This is a genomic window from Brucella sp. IR068 (genome assembly GCF_049065885.1).
Taxonomy (GTDB): domain Bacteria; phylum Pseudomonadota; class Alphaproteobacteria; order Rhizobiales; family Rhizobiaceae; genus Brucella; species Brucella intermedia.
The window spans coordinates 212,921-233,811 of the sequence record NZ_JBAKHE010000008.1 but is presented as its reverse complement, the minus strand read 5'-3'; the positions used below and the strand labels follow the sequence as shown (position 1 = coordinate 233,811).

Sequence of the window (20,891 nt, the reverse complement as noted above, 5' to 3'; positions counted from 1 at the left end):
GCCAGACACCTTCAACCAACTCCAAGGACGCATCAGCCTGCCGCTTGCGGCGCCGCCGCCCTCGTTGTGGCGCCATATAGACCCCACCAAACAAAACTGTCAACGACCAATCATAACTTTTTCCAAAAATTCTTTCCACAGGCATCAAAACAAAAGGGCCGCTCAAGGCGGCCCTATATATAAGCGTCGATCGGCTTCACGCAGAGAGCCAGCCCATGCGGTCCGCCACGTCATTGGCAAGTGCACGCACGCGCTTGCCCATGTCTTCTATAATATCGGGGCGGGCCTCGGCAGCCATCATCGACAAGGCAATCCCGGCCGTGGGATGGAACGGCCGGTCGCAGATCGCCGCGCCAATGCAGAACATGCCTTCGCGCAACTGGCCGTTATCCAGTGAATAGCCTCGTGCCTTTACTTCCGCCATCTCCGCTTCCAGGACCTTGAGAGACGGCGCGCTGGCCGGAGTGATCAGCTCCGGCCATTCGGAGGGCAGGTGACGGGCCAGTTCCTGCGGTGACATCGCGGCCAGCATGGCCTTGCCGGTCGCGGTAAAGACAGCCGGAACCCGCATGCCGATGCGGAATGTGATACCGAGAGGCGCGGTCGAGTTGCGGCAGGACAGATAAATGACCTCCGGACCTTCCAGATGCGAGAGCGTCAATGTATGCGCGCCAAGGCCTTCCGCCTCTGCCACCGCCTCATGAAACGCATCGACAATGTCGCTGCCCGCCATGAACACATTGGCCCAGCGCACCGATTGCGATCCCATCGTGAAGCTTCCGTCGCTATTGAGCTTCAAGAGCTTGAGATGCACCAGCGTCTGGCAAAGCCCGTGCACACTGCTTTTCGGCAAGCCCGTCCGGCGGGCAAGATCGGAAAGCTTGAGCCCGTCCGCAGAACCCTTGCCGCCTTCCTGCGCGGATTTTGCAACCTGATCCAGAATTTGAGCCGCGCGCATGACCGCCGGAACCAGTTTCTGGGAACTCTCCTCATCGCTCGCCGTTTTCGTCATAGCCTTGCCATTCACCTGATCGACCGCCTGATTAACCGTTTGACTTTGGTAATGACGGCCTGTTTAATTCAAAATACCGTAAGCTGTTCAATATACTGAACATGCTTTCTCTGCAAGACTGGGATGGAAAACCACTATGCTCGCTTTGAAAGACCCTTCGCTGCTCAAATCGCAATGCCTTGTTGACGGGCGCTGGATAGACGCCACGGACGGCGCCAAGATTGACGTGACCAACCCGGCAGACGGTTCGGTCATCGGCACTGTTCCTTCCCTTTCTGTCGCGACCATCAAGGAAGCCATCGACGCTTCCGCAAAAGCCTTCCCGGCATGGTCCGCCAGGACCGCCAAGGAACGCGCCGCCATTCTGCGCAAGTGGTTCGACCTGATCGTTGTCAATGCAGACGATATTGCTCTTATCATGACATCCGAACAGGGCAAGCCGCTTGCCGAAGCGCGCGGCGAGGTTCTCTACGCGGCATCGTTCATCGAGTGGTTCGCTGAAGAAGCCAAGCGTGTCTATGGCGACACCATCCCTGCCCCGCAGACCGGGCAGCGCCTGACCGTCATCCGCCAGCCGGTCGGCGTCACCGCCGCAATCACCCCATGGAATTTCCCGGCGGCGATGATCACCCGCAAGGCAGCACCGGCGCTGGCTGCCGGCTGCACGATGATCGTTCGCCCTGCGGACCTGACCCCGCTGACGGCGCTGGCGCTGGGTGTTCTTGCCGAAAAGGCTGGCATTCCCGCCGGGGTCCTGCAGATCGTTACCGGCAAGGCGCGCGAAATCGGCGCTGAGCTGACGAGCAGTGAAACAGTGCGCAAGCTCTCCTTCACAGGGTCCACCGAAGTCGGTCGCCTGCTGATGGCGCAATGCGCGCCGACCATCAAGCGCATCTCGCTGGAACTGGGCGGCAACGCGCCGTTCATCGTCTTTGACGATGCCGATCTGGACGCAGCCGTCGATGGCGCGATGATTTCCAAATATCGCAATGCGGGACAGACCTGTGTCTGCGCCAACCGTATCTATGTACAGCGCGGGATTTACGACAAGTTCGCTGAAAAGCTCGCGGCCAAGGTCAAGGAACTCAAGGTCGGCAACGGTACGGAACCGGGCGTCGTCATCGGGCCGATGATCGAGCCGAAAGCCATCACCAAGGTCAAGGCCCATATCGATGACGCCCTGTCCAAGGGAGCGAAGCTCATCACCGGCGGCAAGGAACTGGGGGGCCTGTTCTTCGAACCGGGCGTGCTGACCGGCGTGACCACCGACATGATCGTGGCCAGGGAAGAGACTTTCGGTCCATTGGCCCCACTCTTTGCCTTCGATACGGAAGAAGAAGTCATCGCCATGGCCAATGACACGATCTTCGGGCTGGCAGCTTACTTCTATACGGAGAATTTCAGCCGCGCGATCCGTGTGAGCGAGGGGCTGGAATACGGCATGGTCGGCCATAATACCGGGCTCATTTCCAACGAAGTCGCGCCGTTTGGCGGTGTGAAGCAGTCGGGCCTCGGTCGCGAGGGCTCCAAATACGGCATCGAGGAATATCTCGAAACCAAATATATTTGCAGCGCCTACAAGCGTTAGCAAAAACCGGTTTCCAGTCCGTTCCCGAACTGTCCGGTGCAAAGCGGTATCAAAGAGGATGGCGCGCATTGTTCGCGCCATCTTTTTTATCTATAGACGGTGTAATCGCTAATATGGCTTTCGCCGAAGATAATCCGGAAAATATATGCTGCGCCGCCTTTACGACTGGACGATTTCGCTTGCCGCAAGAAAATCCGCCGAATGGTGGCTGGCCATCATCGCATTCGTGGAAAGCTCCGTCTTTCTCGTACCTGCCGATGTTCTGTTTCTGCCGATGGCGCTTGCAAGGCCGGAGCGCGCCTGGCGCTACGCCTTCATTGCCACGGTTTCATCTGTCCTCGGCGGCATTGCAGGCTGGTATCTGGGCTATCACGCCTATGAACAGATCGCCAAGCCGGTGCTCGAAATGTACGGCAAGCTCGACACGTTCGAGCAATTGCGTGGCACGACCAGCGCTGACGCGATCCTGTTGATGCTGATCACCTCCGGCCTCGCGCATCTGCCGCCAATAAAGGTGGTGACGATCCTGTCCGGTGCAGCGGGCATCAATATCTGGCTGTTCATCGCATCGGCGATCGTGGCGCGCGGCGCGCGCTTCTTCTTCCTGGCCTGGCTGCTGCGCCGCTATGGCGAACCGATCCGCCATTTCATCGAAAAGCGCCTGGGCCTGATCGCAAGTGTGGTGGCGCTTGCCCTGATTGCGCTGTTCTTTGCTGTGAAATACCTTCACGCCTGAGCGGTTCGCCCAAACTCGGTCAAAATGAACTGCTTGGGAACAAGGCAGATTTTGCGCTTAGATATATCCAGAGCACCTTTTCAGGGAAACCCACATGGCGTTTGCACTCAATAATCCGGTCGGCAAAACACAGGCATGGACCGCGGGCATAATGACCATCGGCCTTGCCACAACCGTCGGCACGGCGCTGGGTTTCGAACATCTGGCTGGCTTCATGCCCTGCAAGCTCTGCCTCGAACAACGCACGCCTTATTATATCGGCGTTCCGGTTCTGGCGGTGGCGTGGGTCTCCTACGGCCTGAAATGGCCCCCGATCCTGACGCGCGGCCTGATTCTCATCGGCGCGCTGCTGATGACCTTCGGGCTGGCGCTTGCGATCTATCACACAGGCGTCGAACTGAAATACTGGCCCGGCCCGATCGATTGCAGCGCCGCGACCATGAAGGTCACGCTGGATGCGGGCAATCTTCTGAGCGACCTCAATTCCACGCGCCCACCTGCATGCGATAGCGCGCCGGGCCACTTCCTCGGCCTGTCCTTTGCCGGATGGAACGTCGCCGCAAGCCTGCTCTTTGCAGCGATCGGCTACTACGGCGCTTTTGCGAAAAGTGGGAAGTAAGAGCGGAAAACTATAGGAATCAAGGCTCCAGTTCGACATCCCAGTACAGAAAATCGAGCCAGCTGTCGTGCAGATGGTTGGGAGGGAAAAGGCGGCCGTTATTGTGCAGATCCTGCACGGTCGGCATGACCGGCTTCTGGCGCGGCCACATATGCGCGACGGCGGGCATCATGCCGCCCTTGCGCAGATTGCATGGTGAACAGGCGGCGACCACATTTTCCCACGTCGTCTCGCCGCCATGGCAACGCGGGGTAACGTGATCGAAGGTCAGATCATGCGGCGATCCGCAATACTGGCACTCGAAACGATCACGCAGGAAGACGTTGAAGCGGGTGAACGCGGGATAACGCGGCGGCTTCACATAATCCTTCAGGCAGATGACGCTCGGAACGCGCATGGAAAACGATGGCGAGGAAACGATGTGATCGTATTCCGCCACGATATTCACGCGTTCAAGAAACACCGCCTTGATCGCATCCTGCCAGGACCAGAGCGAGAGAGGATAGTAGCTGAGCGGGCGATAATCCGCGTTCAGAACCAGCGCGGGCAAGCCACTGGTCGAGACGGTTCTGGGTGAGACGGCAACAGTCAAGGGCGCACCTCCTTCAGAGCAACTCCGAAAAAGGGCGAAATGGCTCTCCATGCGGAATTGCGCTTCTCATCGAAGCGCCGCGCGTCCATTTGGGCGCAACAACGACGCTCCAATCTCATGAAGACGGTGCGGCGATGCGCAGACAAATCAAGCTTCTGCGAATCGAAATACCGTCATCAGCCGATGTGGATAATGTAAGCCCGACGTGACAGGATTGTGAAGCGGAAACGCATTTATGCTTCGGGAAACACGCAAGATTTACAGAAGCGGCGCAGCCTCGCGTCCCTTGATGGCGGCATAATAGGCCCAGAACAATCGCGCCGCCACGCCCCGCCACGGCGCCCAGTCTTCCGCAAGCTTGCGAAGCGCCACTGCATCGGGCCGGGTCTCGTGCGCAAAGGCATGGCCGACAGCCGTCTGCAACGCCACATCGCCCGCCGGAAACACGTCCGGATGACCGGCTGCAAACAGCAGATAGACCTCCGCCGTCCACGGGCCGATACCCTTGATCGCCGTCAGAGCTGCGATTGCTTCCCCGGCAGGGAGTTCACAAAGCCCGTGCAGGTCGAGGCCATCCCGGGCAAGCGCTTCGCTCACAGCCAGAAGCGTTCTCTGCTTTGGCCGCGAGAGACCGGCAAAACGCCAGGCCTCCTCCCCGCCCGCAATATAGGCTTCCGGCGTCAGCGGATCGATCGCCTGTTTCAGTCGCGCCCAGATCGCGGCCGCGCTGGCCGTCGATACCTGCTGCGCGACAATGATCGAGGCGAGACTTTCAAACCCCGGTTCGGACCGGCGCAGCGGCACCGCATGGGAGCGGCTGCGAATATCGGCGAGCCGCGTATCGGCCAGAACCAGCGCCTCCAGCCCGGCTTCAATATCGCTCAATGTATCGATCCGCCGCATCCCCTGGCCTTTCATTTCTGCGACGGGCACCGTACCAATGGAATCAGATGACAATCAACTGACATCGGCAACTGACCCGGCAACAGACATTGAACCTGCCATGACCCAACCCGTCTTCCGCTTTGCTCCCAGTCCCAATGGCCAGTTGCATCTTGGCCATGCCTATTCCGCCCTCCTGAATGCGGATATGGCGGCAAAGAGCAACGGACGTTTTCTGCTGCGCATGGAAGATATCGACACCGCGCGCTGCACGCCTGCGCTGGAGCAAGGCATTTACGACGATCTTCGCTGGCTTGGCCTGACATGGGAAACCCCTGTCCGCCGCCAGTCGGAGCATTTTGGCGAATATCGCAATGCCCTCACCAAACTTGCCGACAAGGGCCTCGTCTATCCTGCCTTCCTCAGCCGGGGCGAGGTTCGCGAGCAGATCGGCGAAGCTTTCGCCAAGGGCGAGGAATGGCCATCCGACCCGGACGGGACGCCGCTTTATCCGCAAGGCGAACGCGATCTGACCGAAAAGGAACAGATGGAGCGTATCGCCTCGGGCATGCCCTATGCGTGGCGGCTCAATATGGATAAGGCGCTTGGGGCAATTGCCGCCGCAGGCGAACCGCTGTTCAAGCCCCTGACCTGGAATGAAAGCGGTGCGGGTCCGGAAAATGAAACAGGATGCGTCGTCGCCGACCCCGCCCGCTGGGGCGACGTGGTGATTGCGCGCAAGGACACGCCGACCAGCTATCACCTTTCCGTGGTGGTGGATGATGCCCTGCAAGGCATCACCCATGTCGTGCGCGGGCGCGATCTGTTTCACGCGACATCCGTGCACCGGCTCCTGCAGACGTTGCTCGGCCTGCCGGAACCGCTTTATCATCACCATGATCTGGTGCTGGGCGACGACGGATTGAAACTGTCGAAAAGCCGCCAGGATACCGCGCTCGCATCGCTGCGCGAACAGGGCTTTACCCCGGACGATATCCGCGCCAAGTTATCGCTATAGAAGCTATTTTCGCCGCAGCGTCACAGATGATGTGCCCGCGCCCCGATTGACGAACGCACGTCAAAGCGGTTCAAAGGCGGCATGACGGCTGGCACTGAAGAGTGCCGGCGGCAATTTTGTTTATTTTGAAGGAGGCGGAGCCATGGTTTCTCAGAAAGCCGGTAATTACGTTGAGATAGAAGGCTTGCGCGTTGCCCCCGAACTGGTGGAATTTCTGGCCAAGGAGGCCGCGCCTGGCACCGGTGTGGAACCGGAAAAGTTCTGGAAGGGCTTTGCCGCCATCGTCCGCGGTCTCGCACCGAAGAACCGCGCCCTCCTCGCCAAGCGCGACGACCTTCAGGCCAAAATCGACGCCTGGTACAAACAGAACCGCGACAAGGGTTACACCCAGGCCGACTACCAGCAGTTCCTGAAAGATATTGGCTATCTCCTGCCGGAAGGCGGCGAGTTCAAGGTGTCGACCGCCAATGTCGATCCGGAAATCGCCCATATCGCCGGTCCGCAGCTTGTCGTTCCGGTAATGAACGCGCGCTATGCGCTGAACGCTGCCAATGCGCGCTGGGGTTCGCTCTATGATGCGCTCTACGGCACCGATGCCATCTCCGACGCCGATGGCGCGGAAAAGGGCAAGGGCTACAATCCCAAGCGCGGTGAAAAGGTTATCGCCTGGGCGAAGAACTTCCTCGATGAAAGCGCCCCGCTCGCCTCTGGCAAATGGGCCGACGTCGCCGGTCTCTCCGTGAAAGACGGCAAGCTTGAAATCAGGCTCGCCGACGGTTCGGCAACCGCACTGAAGGATGAAAGCCAGTTCAAGGGCTATAATGGCGATGCCGCCGCCCCGACGAATGTGCTTCTCGCCAAGAACAACATGCATGTCGACATCGTCGTCAATGCGGACCATCCGATCGGAAAGACCGATCCGGCACATATTGCCGATATGGTTCTGGAATCGGCCATCAGCACGATCCAGGATTGCGAGGATTCCATTGCCGCCGTCGATGCCGAAGACAAGGTTGCGGTCTATCGCAACTGGCTCGGCCTGATGAATGGCAAGCTGGAAGATACGTTCGAAAAGAACGGCAAGCAGATGACCCGCCGCCTCAATGGCGACCGCAGCTATAAGGCGCCGGATGGTTCCGAACTTACCCTCAAGGGCCGTTCGCTCATGCTCGTGCGCAATGTCGGCCACCTGATGACCAATCCGGCCATTCTCGATGCCGAGGGCAATGAAGTGCCGGAAGGCATCATGGATGCTGCCTTCACCAGCCTGATCGCGCTGCATGATATTGGTCCGAACGGCCGCCACATGAATTCGCGCGAAGGTTCGGTCTATATCGTCAAGCCGAAGATGCACGGCCCGGAAGAAGTGGCTTTCGCCAACGAGCTTTTCACCCGCACGGAAGAAATGCTCGGCATGAAGCCCAACACCCTCAAGATGGGTGTGATGGACGAAGAACGCCGCACGACCGTCAACCTCAAGGAGGCGATCCGCGCTGCCAAGGATCGCGTCGTCTTCATCAATACCGGCTTCCTTGATCGCACCGGCGACGAAATCCATACTTCGATGGAAGCTGGCCCGATGATCCGCAAGGGCGACATGAAGCAGGCCGCATGGATCGGCGCTTACGAACAGTGGAATGTCGATATCGGGCTGGAATGCGGCCTTTCCGGCCACGCACAGATCGGCAAGGGCATGTGGGCGATGCCCGATCTGATGGCCGCGATGCTGGAGCAGAAGATCGCGCATCCGAAGGCCGGGGCGAACACCGCATGGGTGCCGTCGCCGACTGCCGCAACCCTTCACGCGACGCATTATCATCAGGTGGACGTTGCCAGCGTTCAGGAGAAACTGAAGAGCCGCCCGCGCGCCAGGCTGGACGATATCCTGTCGGTGCCGGTCGCAACCCGCCCGAACTGGACGCCGGAAGACATCCAGAAGGAAATCGACAACAATGCCCAAGGCATTCTGGGTTATGTCGTGCGCTGGGTCGATCAGGGCGTCGGCTGCTCCAAGGTGCCGGACATCAACAATGTCGGCCTGATGGAAGACCGCGCAACGCTGCGCATCTCCGCGCAGCACATCGCCAACTGGCTCTATCATGGCGTCGTGACCGAGGCGCAGGTGATGGAAACCATGAAGCGCATGGCAGCAGTCGTCGACAAGCAGAACGAAGGCGACCCGCTGTATCGCCCGATGGCTGCGGACTTCGACAAGTCCATCGCCTTTCAGGCCGCCTGCGATCTCGTCTTCAAGGGCCGCGAACAGCCGAACGGCTACACCGAGCCGGTCCTGCATCGCCGCCGCCTGGAGTTGAAACAGGCGTCCTGATATTCACCACCTTGTCCCCCTCATCCAGAGGAGGTGTCCTGAGCGCAGCGAAGGAAACCGTCTCGAAGGGCTGAGGGGGCGAGCGACCCGGCGGCAATCTTACTGCCCAAACCGCTCGGACAGGATTGTCGCGCGTTTCCCTCAGCCCTTCGAGGCTTCGCGCCGCACCTCAGGATGAGGGAAGAATGCGCTTGCCAGATGGATGCAATTGTTGACGGCGGGAGAAATCCCGCCGTTTTCTTTTACATCGTGGATCAAGAGGACTATTTCAGTAAAACCTATCGCTACCGACAAGGCCCCCGCAATGAACCTCCTCATCCGCCACGCGACGGAAGCAGACCTCCCCGCCCTGCTGGCCATCTACAATGATGCCGTCGAAAACACCCTTGCCATCTGGAACGAAACGCTTGTCGATCTGGAAAACCGCCGCGAATGGCTGAAAGCCCGCAACCGCGATGGTTTTCCGGTGCTGGTTGCCGAGCACGACGGCGCTGTACTCGGCTATGCGAGCTATGGCCCGTTTCGCCCGTTCGAGGGCTTCCGCCATTCCTCCGAACTTTCGATCTATGTGGCGAGCAATGCCCGCGGCGGCGGCATCGGACGCGCCCTTTTGGCCGAGCTTGTGGAGGAAGCGCGCGAGCGCAAGGTGCATGTGCTGATTGCCAGCATCGAGGCTGGCAATGCCGCGTCTGTCGCCTTGCACAAGTCGCAGGGTTTCGAGGATTGCGGCACGCTGAGACAGGTCGGCCAGAAATTCGGGCGCTGGCTCGATCTGACCTTCATGCAGAAGATTCTCTGAATAGTAATGTTCAGGAAAGAGCGCAGCGGGTCATTGCCCTGCTGCGCTCTTTTTGTTTATACAAGCGTATTCGCAAGGACCCGGTGAAAGCCCGGGTGGCTCTTCTGGCCGCCTATCCGCCAGACAACGCAACAACATCCCCCATTTTTACAATCGGCCATGTTGATACGGGCATTCCTGTCCGTTTTCTATTTGCGGAAAATTCAATGACACGTCTTGCTGCCTACCGCCGCGAGTGGTTCTGCAATATTCGCGGCGATGTTCTTTCCGGCATCGTCGTAGCACTTGCCCTCATTCCGGAAGCCATCGGCTTTTCGGTCATCGCAGGCGTCGACCCGAAGGTCGGTCTTTTCGCCTCCTTCGCCATTGCCTGTGTTTCCGCCTTCACCGGCGGGCGTCCCGGCATGATCTCGGCCGCGACCGCCGCAACCGCAGTTGTGATGGTCTCGCTCGTCAAGGAACACGGGCTGCAATATCTCTTTGCCGCCACCATCCTGATGGGAATTTTACAAATTCTTGCAGGGTTTCTGAAACTGGGCCGTTTGATGCGTTTCGTTTCACGCTCGGTCATCACCGGTTTCGTCAATGCCTTGGCGGTCCTCATCTTCATGGCGCAGCTGCCCGAACTCATCCATGTCCCGGTCCAGACCTACTGGATGATCGCAGGCGGTCTCGCCATCATCTATCTGTTCCCCCGCGTCACCAAGGTGATCCCTTCGCCGCTTGTCGCCATTGCCGTGCTCACCACGCTTGCCTGGACGACCGGCATGGATTTGCGAACCGTCGGCGATCTCGGCGAACTGCCCTCCGCACTGCCGGTCTTCGCCCTGCCGCAGGTGCCGCTGACGCTGGAAACGCTGCAGATCATCCTGCCCTATTCGATCACGCTTGCGGCGGTGGGCCTGCTTGAATCGCTGATGACCGCCCAGATTGTCGATGACATGACGGATACGACCAGCAACAAGAGCCAGGAATGCATCGGTCAGGGCACCAGCAACATCGCCTCGGCGCTGATCGGCGGCATGGGCGGTTGCGCCATGATCGGGCAGTCGGTCATCAATGTTTCCTCCGGCGGTCGCGGAAGACTGTCGACCTTCGTTGCCGGATCTTTCCTGCTGTTCCTGATTCTGGTTCTCGACGATCTGGTGCGCATCATTCCGATGGCGGCGCTCGTGGCAGTCATGATCATGGTCTCCATCGGCACCTTCTCGTGGCGTTCGATCCTCGACCTGCGCCGCAATCCGCCATCCTCCTCCATCGTCATGCTGGCAACCGTTGTTACAGTCGTCTCCACCCATGACCTTGCCAAGGGTGTTCTGGTGGGCGTTCTGCTTTCCGGCGTGTTCTTCGCAGGCAAGGTCGCCAGAATGTTCCGGGTAAGCGAAACCGCGAGCGCGGACGGAAGCGAACGCGTCTATACGGTGGAGGGCCAGATTTTCTTCGCCTCGGCGCAAAACTTCATCGCAGCTTTCGATTTTTCAACGCCTGCACGCAAGGTCACGATCGATGTCAGCCGCGCTCATCTGTGGGATATCACCTCGGTCGGCGCGCTCGACAAGGTGGTGCTGAAATATCGCGCCAGCGGCACGGATGTTTCGGTGATCGGCTTCAATGAAGCAAGCGCCGACATGATCGACCGGTTTGCCGTCCACGACAAGGAATCTGGTGCCGCAAAGCTCGCGGCACACTAAGCATGTCTCCCAAAAGTGGGAACCGGTTTTGGAATAAAGACATGCGCAAAAGAAAAGGGCCGCTTTCGCGGCCCTTTTTCAGTTCGGCTGTGGAACGGCACTCTCGGTCGAAAGCTCCGTCAGACCGATCTCGCCTTCGACCTGATCGCTGCGGGCCATCAGGTAGAGGCCAAGCCCGCAGGTCAGAACGGCGATGAACACCAGATACCAGGCATGGGCCATCGGGTTGACCGCCAGAAGCGAGGTCACGATCACCGGCGTCAGCCCGCCGAAGACCGCATAGGAAACATTGTAGGAAAACGATAGGCCCGAGAAGCGCACCGGCGCCGGGAACGCGCGCACCATCACATAGGGAACCGCGCCGACCATGCCGACCGAAAGCCCCATTACCGCATAAAGCGCGAAGAGGACGGGCAGGGAAACCCCCGCATATGTGTAGAAGACGAAGGTCGCGACACCGAAGAAAATGCCTGCTAAGGCGAAGAAGCGCCCGCTGCCGATCCGGTCCACGATAGCGCCTGCGGCGACCGTGCCGAACATCAGGAACAGTGTGCCGAAGCTTGTGGCGGCAAGCGATTGCAGCGGCGTGTAACCGTAGAGCTTCTGCAGGAAGGTCGCGGTCATCAGCGTGGTGACGACGATGCCGGCCGACAATATCCATGTCAGCAGCACGGAAATGACGACACCATGCATATGGTTGCGCAGCACCGTGCCGAGCGGCAGCTTGTCCTTGAGCAGATGGCTGTTCTTCATTTCGGTGAAGATCGGCGTTTCCGCCAGCCAGCGGCGCAGGTAAACGGCAAACAGCCCGAAAATACCACCGATGAAGAACGGAATGCGCCACGCAAAGGCGGACAGTTCTTCCGGCGTGAAAATCCAGTTGATGGCAGTCGCGATCAGCGAGCCGATCATGATTCCGAGCGTCAGGCCCGAGCAAAGGAACCCACAGGCCATGCCGACGCGATTGGCCGGAACGTGTTCGGCCACGAAGGTCCATGCACCCGGCACTTCGCCGCCAATGGCAGCGCCCTGCAACATGCGGAAGACGATCAGCAGGATCGGCGCACCGACGCCCAGCGTCGCATAGGTCGGCAGGCAGGCCATGGCCAGCGTCGAGATGGACATGAGAAAGACGGAGAAAGCGAAGACGCGCTTGCGGCCGAACTTGTCGCCGAAATGCGCCAACACGATGCCGCCCACGGGGCGCACCAGATAGCCGGCTGCGAAAATGCCGAAGGTCTGGATCAGCACCAGCCAGTCCGGCATGTCGGGCGGAAAGAACAGATGGCCGATGACGCTGGCAAAGAACACGAAGATGATGAAATCATAAAACTCCAGCGCGCCGCCAAGGGCCGAAAGGCCGAGCGTGCGGAAATCCTGCCGGTCAAGCGGACGCGGACTATTGCTTGTGTGGAGATTCGTCGATGCCATCGATTCGCTCTCTTCTGATCGGGTCGCTGATATGATGCCCCTCATTTCAGGGCCGGGTTTTAATGCGCCAATTGTGTCCGCACTGCAAGACTTGACTTCCGGATGCTGAGGCATATTTTAGAATCATTCTAAACTTTGGATTCCCAGGATGCTCAGCCGATTCTTCCGCAATGACCGCCGTCCCTTCGATTCGCTTTCCGAACAGGAAATTCTGGCGCTCGCCATATCCTCCGAGGAGGACGATGCGCGCATCTATCTCGCTTATGCCGACGGCCTGCGCGACGAGTTTCCGCAATCGGCCAAAATCTTCGAGCAGATGGCTGCGGAGGAACATGGCCACCGCGATGCGCTGATCGAACGTCACAAGGCCCGCTTCGGCGACCGAATTCCGCTGATCCGCCGCGAGCATGTCAGCGGCTATTATGATCGCAAACCCGACTGGCTGGTGCGTCCGCTTGGCATCGACAAGGTGCGCGAAGCCGCATCGGAAATGGAAGAACAGGCCTATCGCTTCTATGTCGAGGCGGCCAGGCGTGTCAGCGACGCGGACACCCGCAAGCTGCTGGGCGACCTCGCCCAACAGGAAAAGCAGCACGAAGCCAAGGCTGAATCGCTGGAAAACACGCTGACGCCGGATGACGTGCAGGACGAGGAGCGCGCTGCCGAACGCAAGCAGTTCATCCTCACTTATGTCCAGCCGGGCCTCGCGGGCCTGATGGACGGCTCCGTATCGACGCTCGCCCCGATCTTCGCCGCCGCCTTTGCAACGCAGGACACGTGGCAGACCTTTCTGGTCGGTCTGTCGGCCTCGGTCGGCGCCGGTATTTCGATGGGCTTTACCGAAGCGATCCACGACGACGGCAAGCTCTCGGGTCGCGGCTCACCGGTCAAGCGCGGCCTGTCCTGCGGCATCATGACGACACTCGGCGGCCTCGGCCATACCCTGCCCTACCTGATCCAGGATTTCTGGACCGCCACAAGCATTGCCGCGATTCTGGTGTTCTTCGAGCTCTGGGCCATCGCCTTCATCCAGAACCGCTATATGGAAACACCATTCTTCCGCTCGGTGCTTCAGGTGGTTCTCGGCGGCGCGCTGGTGCTGGCGGCGGGCATATTGATCGGCAGCGCCTAGGCTTCGAAGCCGCTAAACTGTCACGGCATCCTGCGGTCGGGAAATCGGTTCCTCGAAAGCCTCGATCGCAATGCGCCCCTGCCGGGAAACAGTGACGAAACTGTTTGCCGGCACCGCCATCCAGTTGGCAGCTTCGCCGTCGAGCGGCTCCGACACCACGCAAATGCCCAACGACCCGCCCAGCGTCGCCGTATAGAGCGTCGGCGCAAAGGCATCGGTCGCATAGCGGATGGCATAAAGCTGGCTTCCGTCGGAGAAGGCGGCGGTCAGCCGCAGAAATGGCGGCACGCCGCCGCGGACCGCTTCCTCGACAACCGTTGCCACCATGCGCTTCATCGCCAGAACGGGGTCATTGTCGAGGCCGAATTCCAGCATCAGCAGAAAGATCAGCTCCGAATCGGTAGCACCGTGCTTCTGGCCGTAGATCGCATCGCTCAAATGGCTTTCCAGCCTGCGGCGCAGCCGGTCGAAATGCCCGATCTGACCGTTATGCATGAAGCTCCAGCGGCCGGAAACGAAGGGATGGCAGTTGGAACGGCTGGTAAGCCCGCCGGTCGAGGCCCGCACATGCGCAAGAAAAAGGCGCGACCGTATCTGTCGCGCCAGGCTGCGGAGATTCTGGTCGGACCATGCGGGCAGAATATCCCGGTAAAGGCCCGGCTCGTCGCGATGGCCGTACCAGGCAACGCCGAAGCCGTCGCCATTGGTCCGTGTTTTGGCTTCATGCGCATCGTGGCTTTGCGCCACGAGCGAATGGCAGGGAGACGAAATGATGTCTTCCAGATAGGTTTCAGGTCCGAGATAGGCGGCCCAACGACACATTTTTGCTCCGGCGATTACCGGCCCCGGTTATGCGTCCGCTCATAAAGCTGGCGAACGATCGTGCTCGCCGTCTTCTCGAACAAAAATGGCAAAATTGCATGAATGAGTGCTGCAAACGCCGCACAAAAAAGCTTGAACGAAAAACGACCGGCAAAGGCCATATGTTCGAAATAGGTTTCGTCAACCGACTGTGGATGTTCGGTGAAGAGGCGTGTGATGCGAGTGGTCATTGGAAATACTCCCGTCAATGAGCAATTCGTTCCCTTTTGTCCGGCGCGAGAAGCACCTTTCTGAAAAATCATTCTAGCAAATGCGTTCGAGATGAAATCTCAAAATATCCTTGCCAAAGTGGATTTAATGGGACAATCATCCCACGATGAAGCCATTTCTTGACGAGATTGACCGTAAAATCCTGGAGGAGCTGCAAATCGACGGGACCTTGTCCGTTGATTCTCTCTCAGAGCGCGTCCACCTCTCCCGCAATGCCTGCTGGCGGCGGGTAAAGCGCATGGAGGATGAAGGGATCATCAAGGCGCGTGTCGCCCTGGTCGATGCCGAAACGGTGGGCTGCGGGCTGTCGGTCTTCATTCTGGTGCGCACCTCAAGCCATGATCCCGACTGGCTGACGAAATTTCGCGCCGCCATGGGCCGCTTTCCGGAAATTGTCGGCGTTTATCGCATGACAGGTGATCTGGATTACGTGCTGAAGGCCCGCGTTTCAGACGTCAAGGCCTATGACCGCCTTTACCAGCGACTGATAGCGAGCGTGCCGCTCTCGGACGTTTCGGCCTCTTTCGTGATGGAGGAGATCAAGGAAACGACCGCCGTGCCGCTGAAGGAATAACGGATTGTGCGGGACCGCTTGACCGGGGAAAACAACCCGTTCTTCGCGTCTCTCCCGGCAGCGCTTGTCATTTCAGGCGCCATTTGAAACCAATTAATAGGTCTGACCTCGAGCACGGTCCCGCCGGAGTGAACGAGGACCATCAGGATATGCTTCGAATGGAAGAGATGGGGTGCTGAATCTGATTCAATCGGATCGCAACACGCTCTAATGGCCAGCCATTTCGCGGCAGATGGCAGCGCACTGCTCGCACGCTTCGACGCATTTTTCCATGCCGCCGACCTCACGGCAGGATTGGGCACAGGCTTCGCAAATCTTCGCGCAGGCTCCGCAGGTTTCACGATGAAGGGGCGTGTCGAGCAACATTATGTGCGCTGCCGTGCGGCAGCTTTCCACGCAGGCCAGCATGATGCGGTAATGTTTCGGCTCGACATGCGCCCCACCTTCTTCGAGGCAGTGGCTGGAGGCCGTGTCGAGGCAAACGCGATAGCAATCAAGGCAGGCATCGATACATCTGGTCATTTCGGGGCTCGGCATTTTCAGATCCTCTTTCCTTCGACACGAAGTCCAACAGGCCAAGGATGGATTTGTTCCATGGGCGCGGTCGGGAGTTTTCCATTCCCGGCGGACATTCCCGGTGCAAATTGCATGACCCTGTGCCGTACTATCATTGCAAAACGCCAAATAGGCGGTACACCTTTCATTGGTTTTCACGTATGAGCGTCGCCAGTTTGAGCGCATCGGGAAAAGTGTGAACGTTTTCCAGACAGATGCGCCATGAAACAATGTCTCTCGCAGGCTAATTGAACTCTCGCAGGCCAACTGAACTCTTGCAGGAAAGGCTCCCTCATGACCGCAGCATCCTCTTCCGCGCCAACGCTCGGCATCATCCGGCTCGAACATGCGAAGGACCTTGAACTCCCGGCCTATGAGACGTCTGGATCGGCGGGTATGGACCTGCGGGCAGCCGTTGCCGAAGATCGCCAGATCGTTCTCCTGCCGGGACGTCGCACGCTGGTGCCGACCGGCCTGATCTTCGAGATTCCGGAAGGCTTCGAGGTGCAGATTCGCCCGCGTTCCGGCCTAGCCTTCAAAAACGGCATCACCTGTCTCAACACACCCGGCACCATCGATTCCGACTATCGTGGTGAAGTGAAGGTTCTCCTGATCAATCTGGGCGATGACGATTTCCGCATCGAACGCGGCATGCGCATCGCGCAGGCCGTTTTTGCGCCGGTCGTCCAGCCGAAGATCGAAGAGCGCACCGAAGTGACCGACACGGCACGCGGCGCAGGCGGTTTCGGTTCCACCGGCACGGCTTAAACGCGCCAATCACAGACAAAAGCCCGGCTGAGCCGGGCTTTTTATTGCCGTTTTCTCACTGTGTAAGAACGGCGCGTTGACAGAGAACCCCGGTCACCTGAACGTCAGCCTCGCCCAGTTTGACACCGAGCAAGTCGAGAATTCCGAAGAGCAGGTTGTCAATTACCGGGGCAACAGGCGTCAGCAAAACTCCCAACAGCCCCACCACATCTCCTAGCGGCAGTTTTATTATTTTTAGCAGTGTCAAATCGATATCAATGTTCTTGAGAAGCGAGCTTGAAAGCGAAGACACCAAATCGTTCGAATAAGCAGTCTTGATCTTTTTATTCTGAATATCATTGTAGTTGAATGTCAGCGACGTTATCTTTTCTCCCAGTTTCACTTCAGCTTTTGCGTCAAGGTCGACCAGTCCGATTGGGAGCCCCAGTAGGTATAACTGCACCTTAGCTATACTCGTTTTGCTTACAGAGGGTTTCCGATTCAAATCACTGAAGGAACTGACCTCACCAAGGTAAATGCCGACGATCCCGGGCTTTGCTGCAATCGTGACATTGGCGCCCGTGGGGCCCGATGGACAACTTATATTTCTGAGTTCTCCTTCACCCGAAGCAATATCGATCGCTATCGGCAAATTGACATTAAGGAGTTCCACACCGAGCAAAGGATTGCCTGATTGCCCTCCGACGCGGATACCGAGTTGCAAACGGATCTGCGCTGTGCGTATGAAAGTCCCGGCTGCACCAACTCTGAAAAATGGAGTGCCCACCGGTGCTTCTCCCACCAATATTTTTAGAGTAACGCCAAGCAGTCCCGGAACGTTCAAGCCCGACGCAATATCCACTTGGTGCTTGCCCCCAATGATGACCGCAGCTGAAACCAGCTGTAGAACATTGGCGGTTATGTTGTATCCAGCTCCGGAGCCTATGGAAGCGTTAGCCAACGATCCGAGCCCCAGCAGCTTTCCGACCGGCAGTTTCGTAGCCAATGCAACGGCATCCTTGCCCAAAATGCCGAGTGCTGCTTTGGCCGTTGGATTGTTCGTCACCACCTCGGCCAGCACGGTCGCCAGCACGCCGACCGAAACATCCGTATTTAACAACTGGTCGTAGGTTCCAGCCGTCAGCCCCACTTTGGGAGCAAGCTTGTCCAGAAAGCCGAGCAGATTGATATCGGTCGCAGCCAGGGCATTGTAATCAACAAGCTTCAGATTAAGGGAGGTTCCCAGAAGCCCGCCCAGAAGACCATTCAGCACGCTCTGATCGGTATTCAGGCTCAACAATCGCGAACCCACCGAAAATGCCGCTTCCGCCTTCGTCGCCGCCGTGCCAGTCGCTCCAAGCGCGGGCCGGCTGATGAACGATTGGCCGAAATAGAGATTGCCCGGACGCGCCAGCCGGACGCGAACCGCATCCGGGTTTGCACCGCCCGCCACGAAACGGTCTTCGACCGCACGACCCTTGTCGGGGAAATAGTTGCCCTTCTCCACCCAGACCCGCGTCTTGTTGTCGGCTTTCCCGTTGACGATGGACGGGTCGTAGCCGTCTGTCATCAGCACCGGATCGAGGCCGTTCGCCTGCAATTGTCGCAGCACCGCTTCATTGGCCTGCGAAAGGGAAGCCGCTCCGGCGACGGCTGCAAGGTCGGCCATGTTCTGCAACTGCCGCCGTTCCAGAAACAGCGAACTCGTGTCCACGCAGAATGCCGCCACCGCCAGGAACAGCGGCGAGACCAGCGCGGCCATCGTCGCCAGATTGCCGCCCCGCGCACCCAGGAAACGCGATACAAAACCCCGCATGACTTATGCCCCCCAGCCCGTTTCAGATTCCGCCGAGCCTTATTGTCGATGCCCTCGTGATGATCGTGTCGGGAAGCGGCAGGCCGGTCATCAGGTTCCAGATCGGCAGGTTTTCCGCATCATATTGGATCGTCACGGTGAACTGGTTCGGGTCGGACTGAGCATTGTCCACGTTCACCTGCATCTTTTCAGGATCGATCAGCGAATATTTCGCCGCGTTCTTCCGGATATAGCTGGTCGCCAGCGCGAGCCGCTCCGGCGGATCGATGCCAGCCAATGCCGTCCGCGTCGCATCAGCCGCAAGCTGCTGCACGGCGTTCGCCACGCCCAGATAGAGGCCGAACGCAATCATGCCCATCAATATCAGAAGAAAAACCGGCGCCAATATTGCGAATTCGACCGCCGCCGTACCGCTTTTATTACGATTGAAAAACAACAATAATGGTATTCTTCGAAACCTGTTCGTTACGAATGAAAACCTTTTCCGCCCCATAATAAGGTAAGCCATTTGCCCTCCCGTCCAAGAGCATCGAAACCTTATTCTCATGCCATTTCCAAGCAACATGCATCATGCATGCGCCGACCATCCGCCTTCGCGGACAGGTCACGTTCTGAATTATTCTTTCTACTTTCAGATTATGCTTTCCCGGCCTTATTTAACCGGGAGATAATTTAAGAACACTTAATCTGACTAATAATTTGGCTTAAGCCATTCTTTTTGAAAAGAATAACCGGAAGTTGTATATTGACGGCAACTTTTCAGCATTTCACCGCTTGCTGTGGAGACAATTGACAAGGCACGGACAAGCCTCCGGCCATTGTGCCAAAGGCAATTATTGCATGACAAATAATTAAGATGAAATCCTGAGCCGGGAAGCATAGATATCCGGGAGGCAATGTGCCATCGAAGCGCGCCCTGTCCCGCTTTGGTTGCATGGTGCAAAAAATTATGCGGGACATGGTGATGAATCTCCGATGAGCGGCGGTTCAGAAAGTTTTGAGGGTTTGACGGTGCTTACATCTTCCGATTCGTCCAAGACCGGGCAGCACAAGGCACCGTCGTCGAAGCGCGCGCCGCGCAAGGCGCGCCGCTGGTGGCTTTGGCTACCGATTGCGGCAATCGCTGTGGGCGCGGGCTGGTATTTCTACGGCTCGGGCGAAGCTGGCGGCCAGAAGACGAACTATCTTGCCGAAACGGTCACGCGCGGCGACATCGAAAACGCCATTACCGCCGTCGGCACGCTCAGCGCACTGCGCAGCATCAATGTCGGCGCGCAGGTTTCCGGCCAGCTTAAAAGCGTGAAGGTAGAAGTGGGTGATCAGGTCAAGCAGGGCCAGCTCATCGCTGAAATCGACCCCTCGCCCTTCGAGAAGAAGGTGGAAATCGCCAGCGCCCAGCTCGATAATCTCAAGGCGCAACTCCTGAGCAAACAGGCGCAGCTCACGCTGAAAAAGGCCAATGCGGCGCGCCAGCGCTCGCTTTTGGCCACGCGCGGCGTGTCGCAGTCCACCGTCGATCAGGCCGATGCCGACCTCGCCATGGCCGATGCTGACGTGAAGGCGCTCGGCGCGCAGATCCGCCAGCAGGAAGCCCAGCTTGCCAGCGACAAGGTCGATCTCGGCTACACCAAGATTTACAGCCCTATGGAAGGCACGGTCGTCGATCAGGCCGCCAAGGAAGGCGAAACGCTCAATGCCGTGCAGAGCGCGCCGACCATCGTCACCGTGGCCGATCTCAAGGTGATGACCGTGGAAGCGCAGGTGTCCGAAGCCGACATCGGCAGGCTGAAGCCCGGAATGCCGGTCTATTTCACCCTGCTCGGCCAGTCCGAAAAGCGCTTTACCGGCACGTTGCGCCAGATCAAGCCGACGCCCGCGACCGAGAACAATGTGGTTCTCTATTATGCGCTGTTCGACGTGCCGAACCCGACCGGCGAGCTGATGATCAATATGAGCACGCAGGTCTATTTCATTCTCGATGAGGCAAAGGACGTGTTGATCGTCCCCTCCTCGGCGCTGAACTACAAGCGTGCCGACCAGAACCAGAAAGCCCAGAACCAGAATGGCAAACCGCAGATTTCGGTGAAGGTCGTAAGCAGCAACGGCGCGGTGACCGAACGCGAGGTTCAGATCGGCGTGCGCAATCGCGTGCAGACAGAGATCATTAGCGGGCTGGAAGAAGGCGACAAGGTTATCGTCACCAGCGCTTCCAGCGGGGCCGAAGCCGCCGCCGGGCAGCGTGGCCGCAGGCCCGGCATGCGCCTGTTCTGATGAGCCG

The 20,891-nt window shown here is 58.6% G+C and carries 20 protein-coding genes and 1 other annotated feature; of the genes, 12 read left to right on the top strand and 8 right to left on the bottom strand.

Annotation, left to right across the window (positions count from 1 at the left end; genetic code table 11):
- Window positions 1-196: 196 nt before the first annotated feature.
- On the bottom strand, window positions 197-1,012 hold the full coding sequence (locus ACOWVS_RS15525; protein ID WP_075042019.1) for an IclR family transcriptional regulator: 816 nt from the start codon (window positions 1,010-1,012) through the stop codon (window positions 197-199).
- Window positions 1,013-1,148: 136 nt separating this feature from the next.
- Between ACOWVS_RS15525 and ACOWVS_RS15520 the strand changes: the two genes are divergently transcribed.
- The 3 genes from ACOWVS_RS15520 (at window position 1,149) to ACOWVS_RS15510 (ending at window position 3,955) form a co-directional block, all read left to right on the top strand.
- Entirely contained in the window at window positions 1,149-2,600 is a 1,452-nt protein-coding gene (locus tag ACOWVS_RS15520; protein ID WP_063881658.1) for an NAD-dependent succinate-semialdehyde dehydrogenase, read from the top strand.
- Between the two features lie 145 nt (window positions 2,601-2,745).
- On the top strand, window positions 2,746-3,336 hold the full coding sequence (locus ACOWVS_RS15515; RefSeq protein WP_063620350.1) for a YqaA family protein: 591 nt from the start codon (window positions 2,746-2,748) through the stop codon (window positions 3,334-3,336).
- Window positions 3,337-3,430: 94 nt separating this feature from the next.
- A complete protein-coding gene (locus ACOWVS_RS15510; RefSeq protein WP_063620351.1) occupies window positions 3,431-3,955 on the top strand; it encodes a disulfide bond formation protein B in 525 nt (174 codons plus the stop codon).
- 19 nt (window positions 3,956-3,974) lie between these two features.
- Here ACOWVS_RS15510 and ACOWVS_RS15505 read toward each other — a convergent pair whose 3' ends face one another.
- Window positions 3,975-4,547: an HNH endonuclease gene (locus ACOWVS_RS15505; RefSeq protein ID WP_006473253.1), complete on the bottom strand. Its 573-nt coding sequence runs from the start codon at window positions 4,545-4,547 to the stop codon at window positions 3,975-3,977.
- Between the two features lie 258 nt (window positions 4,548-4,805).
- Window positions 4,806-5,450: a DNA-3-methyladenine glycosylase family protein gene (locus tag ACOWVS_RS15500; RefSeq protein ID WP_025090934.1), complete on the bottom strand. Its 645-nt coding sequence runs from the start codon at window positions 5,448-5,450 to the stop codon at window positions 4,806-4,808.
- A gap of 100 nt (window positions 5,451-5,550) precedes the next feature.
- Between ACOWVS_RS15500 and gluQRS the strand changes: the two genes are divergently transcribed.
- From gluQRS to ACOWVS_RS15480, 4 genes are all read left to right on the top strand, one after another.
- Complete coding sequence (gene gluQRS, locus ACOWVS_RS15495; protein ID WP_063620354.1) at window positions 5,551-6,447, top strand: tRNA glutamyl-Q(34) synthetase GluQRS; 897 nt, start codon at window positions 5,551-5,553, stop codon at window positions 6,445-6,447.
- Window positions 6,448-6,589: 142 nt separating this feature from the next.
- A complete protein-coding gene (locus tag ACOWVS_RS15490) occupies window positions 6,590-8,776 on the top strand; it encodes a malate synthase G (protein ID WP_063620352.1) in 2,187 nt (728 codons plus the stop codon).
- A 304-nt stretch (window positions 8,777-9,080) separates the two neighbouring features.
- A complete protein-coding gene (locus tag ACOWVS_RS15485) occupies window positions 9,081-9,575 on the top strand; it encodes a GNAT family N-acetyltransferase (protein WP_063620353.1) in 495 nt (164 codons plus the stop codon).
- A 73-nt stretch (window positions 9,576-9,648) separates the two neighbouring features.
- Window positions 9,649-9,704 (top strand) — a sequence feature (sul1 is cis-regulatory element that is thought to sense ions involved in sulfur or methionine metabolism; They are found in Alphaproteobacteria).
- A gap of 77 nt (window positions 9,705-9,781) precedes the next feature.
- Window positions 9,782-11,266: a SulP family inorganic anion transporter gene (locus ACOWVS_RS15480; protein ID WP_063620355.1), complete on the top strand. Its 1,485-nt coding sequence runs from the start codon at window positions 9,782-9,784 to the stop codon at window positions 11,264-11,266.
- A gap of 78 nt (window positions 11,267-11,344) precedes the next feature.
- Here the strand turns inward: ACOWVS_RS15480 and ACOWVS_RS15475 are convergent, their stop codons facing one another.
- Window positions 11,345-12,697: an MFS transporter gene (locus ACOWVS_RS15475; RefSeq protein ID WP_075042020.1), complete on the bottom strand. Its 1,353-nt coding sequence runs from the start codon at window positions 12,695-12,697 to the stop codon at window positions 11,345-11,347.
- Window positions 12,698-12,845: 148 nt separating this feature from the next.
- Here ACOWVS_RS15475 and mbfA point away from each other — a divergent pair, with 148 nt between their 5' ends.
- Window positions 12,846-13,829 carry an iron exporter MbfA gene (gene mbfA, locus ACOWVS_RS15470; protein ID WP_025090940.1) on the top strand — a complete coding sequence of 328 codons (984 nt, stop codon included), beginning with the start codon at window positions 12,846-12,848 and terminating at the stop codon, window positions 13,827-13,829.
- A 12-nt stretch (window positions 13,830-13,841) separates the two neighbouring features.
- Here mbfA and ACOWVS_RS15465 read toward each other — a convergent pair whose 3' ends face one another.
- Entirely contained in the window at window positions 13,842-14,651 is an 810-nt protein-coding gene (locus tag ACOWVS_RS15465; RefSeq protein WP_063620357.1) for a class II glutamine amidotransferase, read from the bottom strand.
- A gap of 14 nt (window positions 14,652-14,665) precedes the next feature.
- A complete protein-coding gene (locus ACOWVS_RS15460) occupies window positions 14,666-14,881 on the bottom strand; it encodes a DUF6356 family protein (RefSeq protein WP_006473246.1) in 216 nt (71 codons plus the stop codon).
- A 146-nt stretch (window positions 14,882-15,027) separates the two neighbouring features.
- Here ACOWVS_RS15460 and ACOWVS_RS15455 point away from each other — a divergent pair, with 146 nt between their 5' ends.
- From ACOWVS_RS15455 to dut, 3 genes are all read left to right on the top strand, one after another.
- Window positions 15,028-15,495, top strand: coding sequence for an Lrp/AsnC family transcriptional regulator (locus ACOWVS_RS15455; protein ID WP_063620358.1), 468 nt, complete (start codon window positions 15,028-15,030; stop codon window positions 15,493-15,495).
- Between the two features lie 210 nt (window positions 15,496-15,705).
- Window positions 15,706-16,215 (top strand): hypothetical protein, encoded by a 510-nt coding sequence (locus ACOWVS_RS15450; RefSeq protein WP_063620359.1) that lies wholly within the window; start codon window positions 15,706-15,708, stop codon window positions 16,213-16,215.
- 129 nt (window positions 16,216-16,344) lie between these two features.
- Window positions 16,345-16,818 carry a dUTP diphosphatase gene (gene dut, locus ACOWVS_RS15445; RefSeq protein ID WP_006467659.1) on the top strand — a complete coding sequence of 158 codons (474 nt, stop codon included), beginning with the start codon at window positions 16,345-16,347 and terminating at the stop codon, window positions 16,816-16,818.
- A 55-nt stretch (window positions 16,819-16,873) separates the two neighbouring features.
- Here the strand turns inward: dut and ACOWVS_RS15440 are convergent, their stop codons facing one another.
- Window positions 16,874-18,613: a pilus assembly protein TadG-related protein gene (locus tag ACOWVS_RS15440; protein ID WP_063620360.1), complete on the bottom strand. Its 1,740-nt coding sequence runs from the start codon at window positions 18,611-18,613 to the stop codon at window positions 16,874-16,876.
- Between the two features lie 22 nt (window positions 18,614-18,635).
- Complete coding sequence (locus tag ACOWVS_RS15435; RefSeq protein WP_021587964.1) at window positions 18,636-19,049, bottom strand: TadE/TadG family type IV pilus assembly protein; 414 nt, start codon at window positions 19,047-19,049, stop codon at window positions 18,636-18,638.
- 575 nt (window positions 19,050-19,624) lie between these two features.
- Between ACOWVS_RS15435 and ACOWVS_RS15430 the strand changes: the two genes are divergently transcribed.
- Complete coding sequence (locus ACOWVS_RS15430) at window positions 19,625-20,884, top strand: efflux RND transporter periplasmic adaptor subunit (protein ID WP_063881661.1); 1,260 nt, start codon at window positions 19,625-19,627, stop codon at window positions 20,882-20,884.
- Window positions 20,885-20,891 lie beyond the last annotated feature (7 nt).

What these genes read in the sequence shown, in the direction of transcription:
- ACOWVS_RS15465 (WP_063620357.1), bottom strand. Translation starts at nt 14,651, where the DNA reads ATGTGTCGTTGGGCCGCCTATCTCGGACCTGAAACCTATCTGGAAGAC.
- ACOWVS_RS15515 (WP_063620350.1), top strand. Translation starts at nt 2,746, where the DNA reads ATGCTGCGCCGCCTTTACGACTGGACGATTTCGCTTGCCGCAAGAAAA.
- dut (WP_006467659.1), top strand. Translation starts at nt 16,345, where the DNA reads ATGACCGCAGCATCCTCTTCCGCGCCAACGCTCGGCATCATCCGGCTC.
- ACOWVS_RS15520 (WP_063881658.1), top strand. Translation starts at nt 1,149, where the DNA reads ATGCTCGCTTTGAAAGACCCTTCGCTGCTCAAATCGCAATGCCTTGTT.
- ACOWVS_RS15475 (WP_075042020.1), bottom strand. Translation starts at nt 12,697, where the DNA reads ATGGCATCGACGAATCTCCACACAAGCAATAGTCCGCGTCCGCTTGAC.
- ACOWVS_RS15500 (WP_025090934.1), bottom strand. Translation starts at nt 5,450, where the DNA reads ATGCGGCGGATCGATACATTGAGCGATATTGAAGCCGGGCTGGAGGCG.
- gluQRS (WP_063620354.1), top strand. Translation starts at nt 5,551, where the DNA reads ATGACCCAACCCGTCTTCCGCTTTGCTCCCAGTCCCAATGGCCAGTTG.
- ACOWVS_RS15450 (WP_063620359.1), top strand. Translation starts at nt 15,706, where the DNA reads ATGGCCAGCCATTTCGCGGCAGATGGCAGCGCACTGCTCGCACGCTTC.
- ACOWVS_RS15510 (WP_063620351.1), top strand. Translation starts at nt 3,431, where the DNA reads ATGGCGTTTGCACTCAATAATCCGGTCGGCAAAACACAGGCATGGACC.
- ACOWVS_RS15455 (WP_063620358.1), top strand. Translation starts at nt 15,028, where the DNA reads ATGAAGCCATTTCTTGACGAGATTGACCGTAAAATCCTGGAGGAGCTG.
- ACOWVS_RS15460 (WP_006473246.1), bottom strand. Translation starts at nt 14,881, where the DNA reads ATGACCACTCGCATCACACGCCTCTTCACCGAACATCCACAGTCGGTT.
- ACOWVS_RS15525 (WP_075042019.1), bottom strand. Translation starts at nt 1,012, where the DNA reads ATGACGAAAACGGCGAGCGATGAGGAGAGTTCCCAGAAACTGGTTCCG.
- ACOWVS_RS15490 (WP_063620352.1), top strand. Translation starts at nt 6,590, where the DNA reads ATGGTTTCTCAGAAAGCCGGTAATTACGTTGAGATAGAAGGCTTGCGC.
- ACOWVS_RS15485 (WP_063620353.1), top strand. Translation starts at nt 9,081, where the DNA reads ATGAACCTCCTCATCCGCCACGCGACGGAAGCAGACCTCCCCGCCCTG.
- ACOWVS_RS15480 (WP_063620355.1), top strand. Translation starts at nt 9,782, where the DNA reads ATGACACGTCTTGCTGCCTACCGCCGCGAGTGGTTCTGCAATATTCGC.
- ACOWVS_RS15440 (WP_063620360.1), bottom strand. Translation starts at nt 18,613, where the DNA reads ATGCGGGGTTTTGTATCGCGTTTCCTGGGTGCGCGGGGCGGCAATCTG.
- mbfA (WP_025090940.1), top strand. Translation starts at nt 12,846, where the DNA reads ATGCTCAGCCGATTCTTCCGCAATGACCGCCGTCCCTTCGATTCGCTT.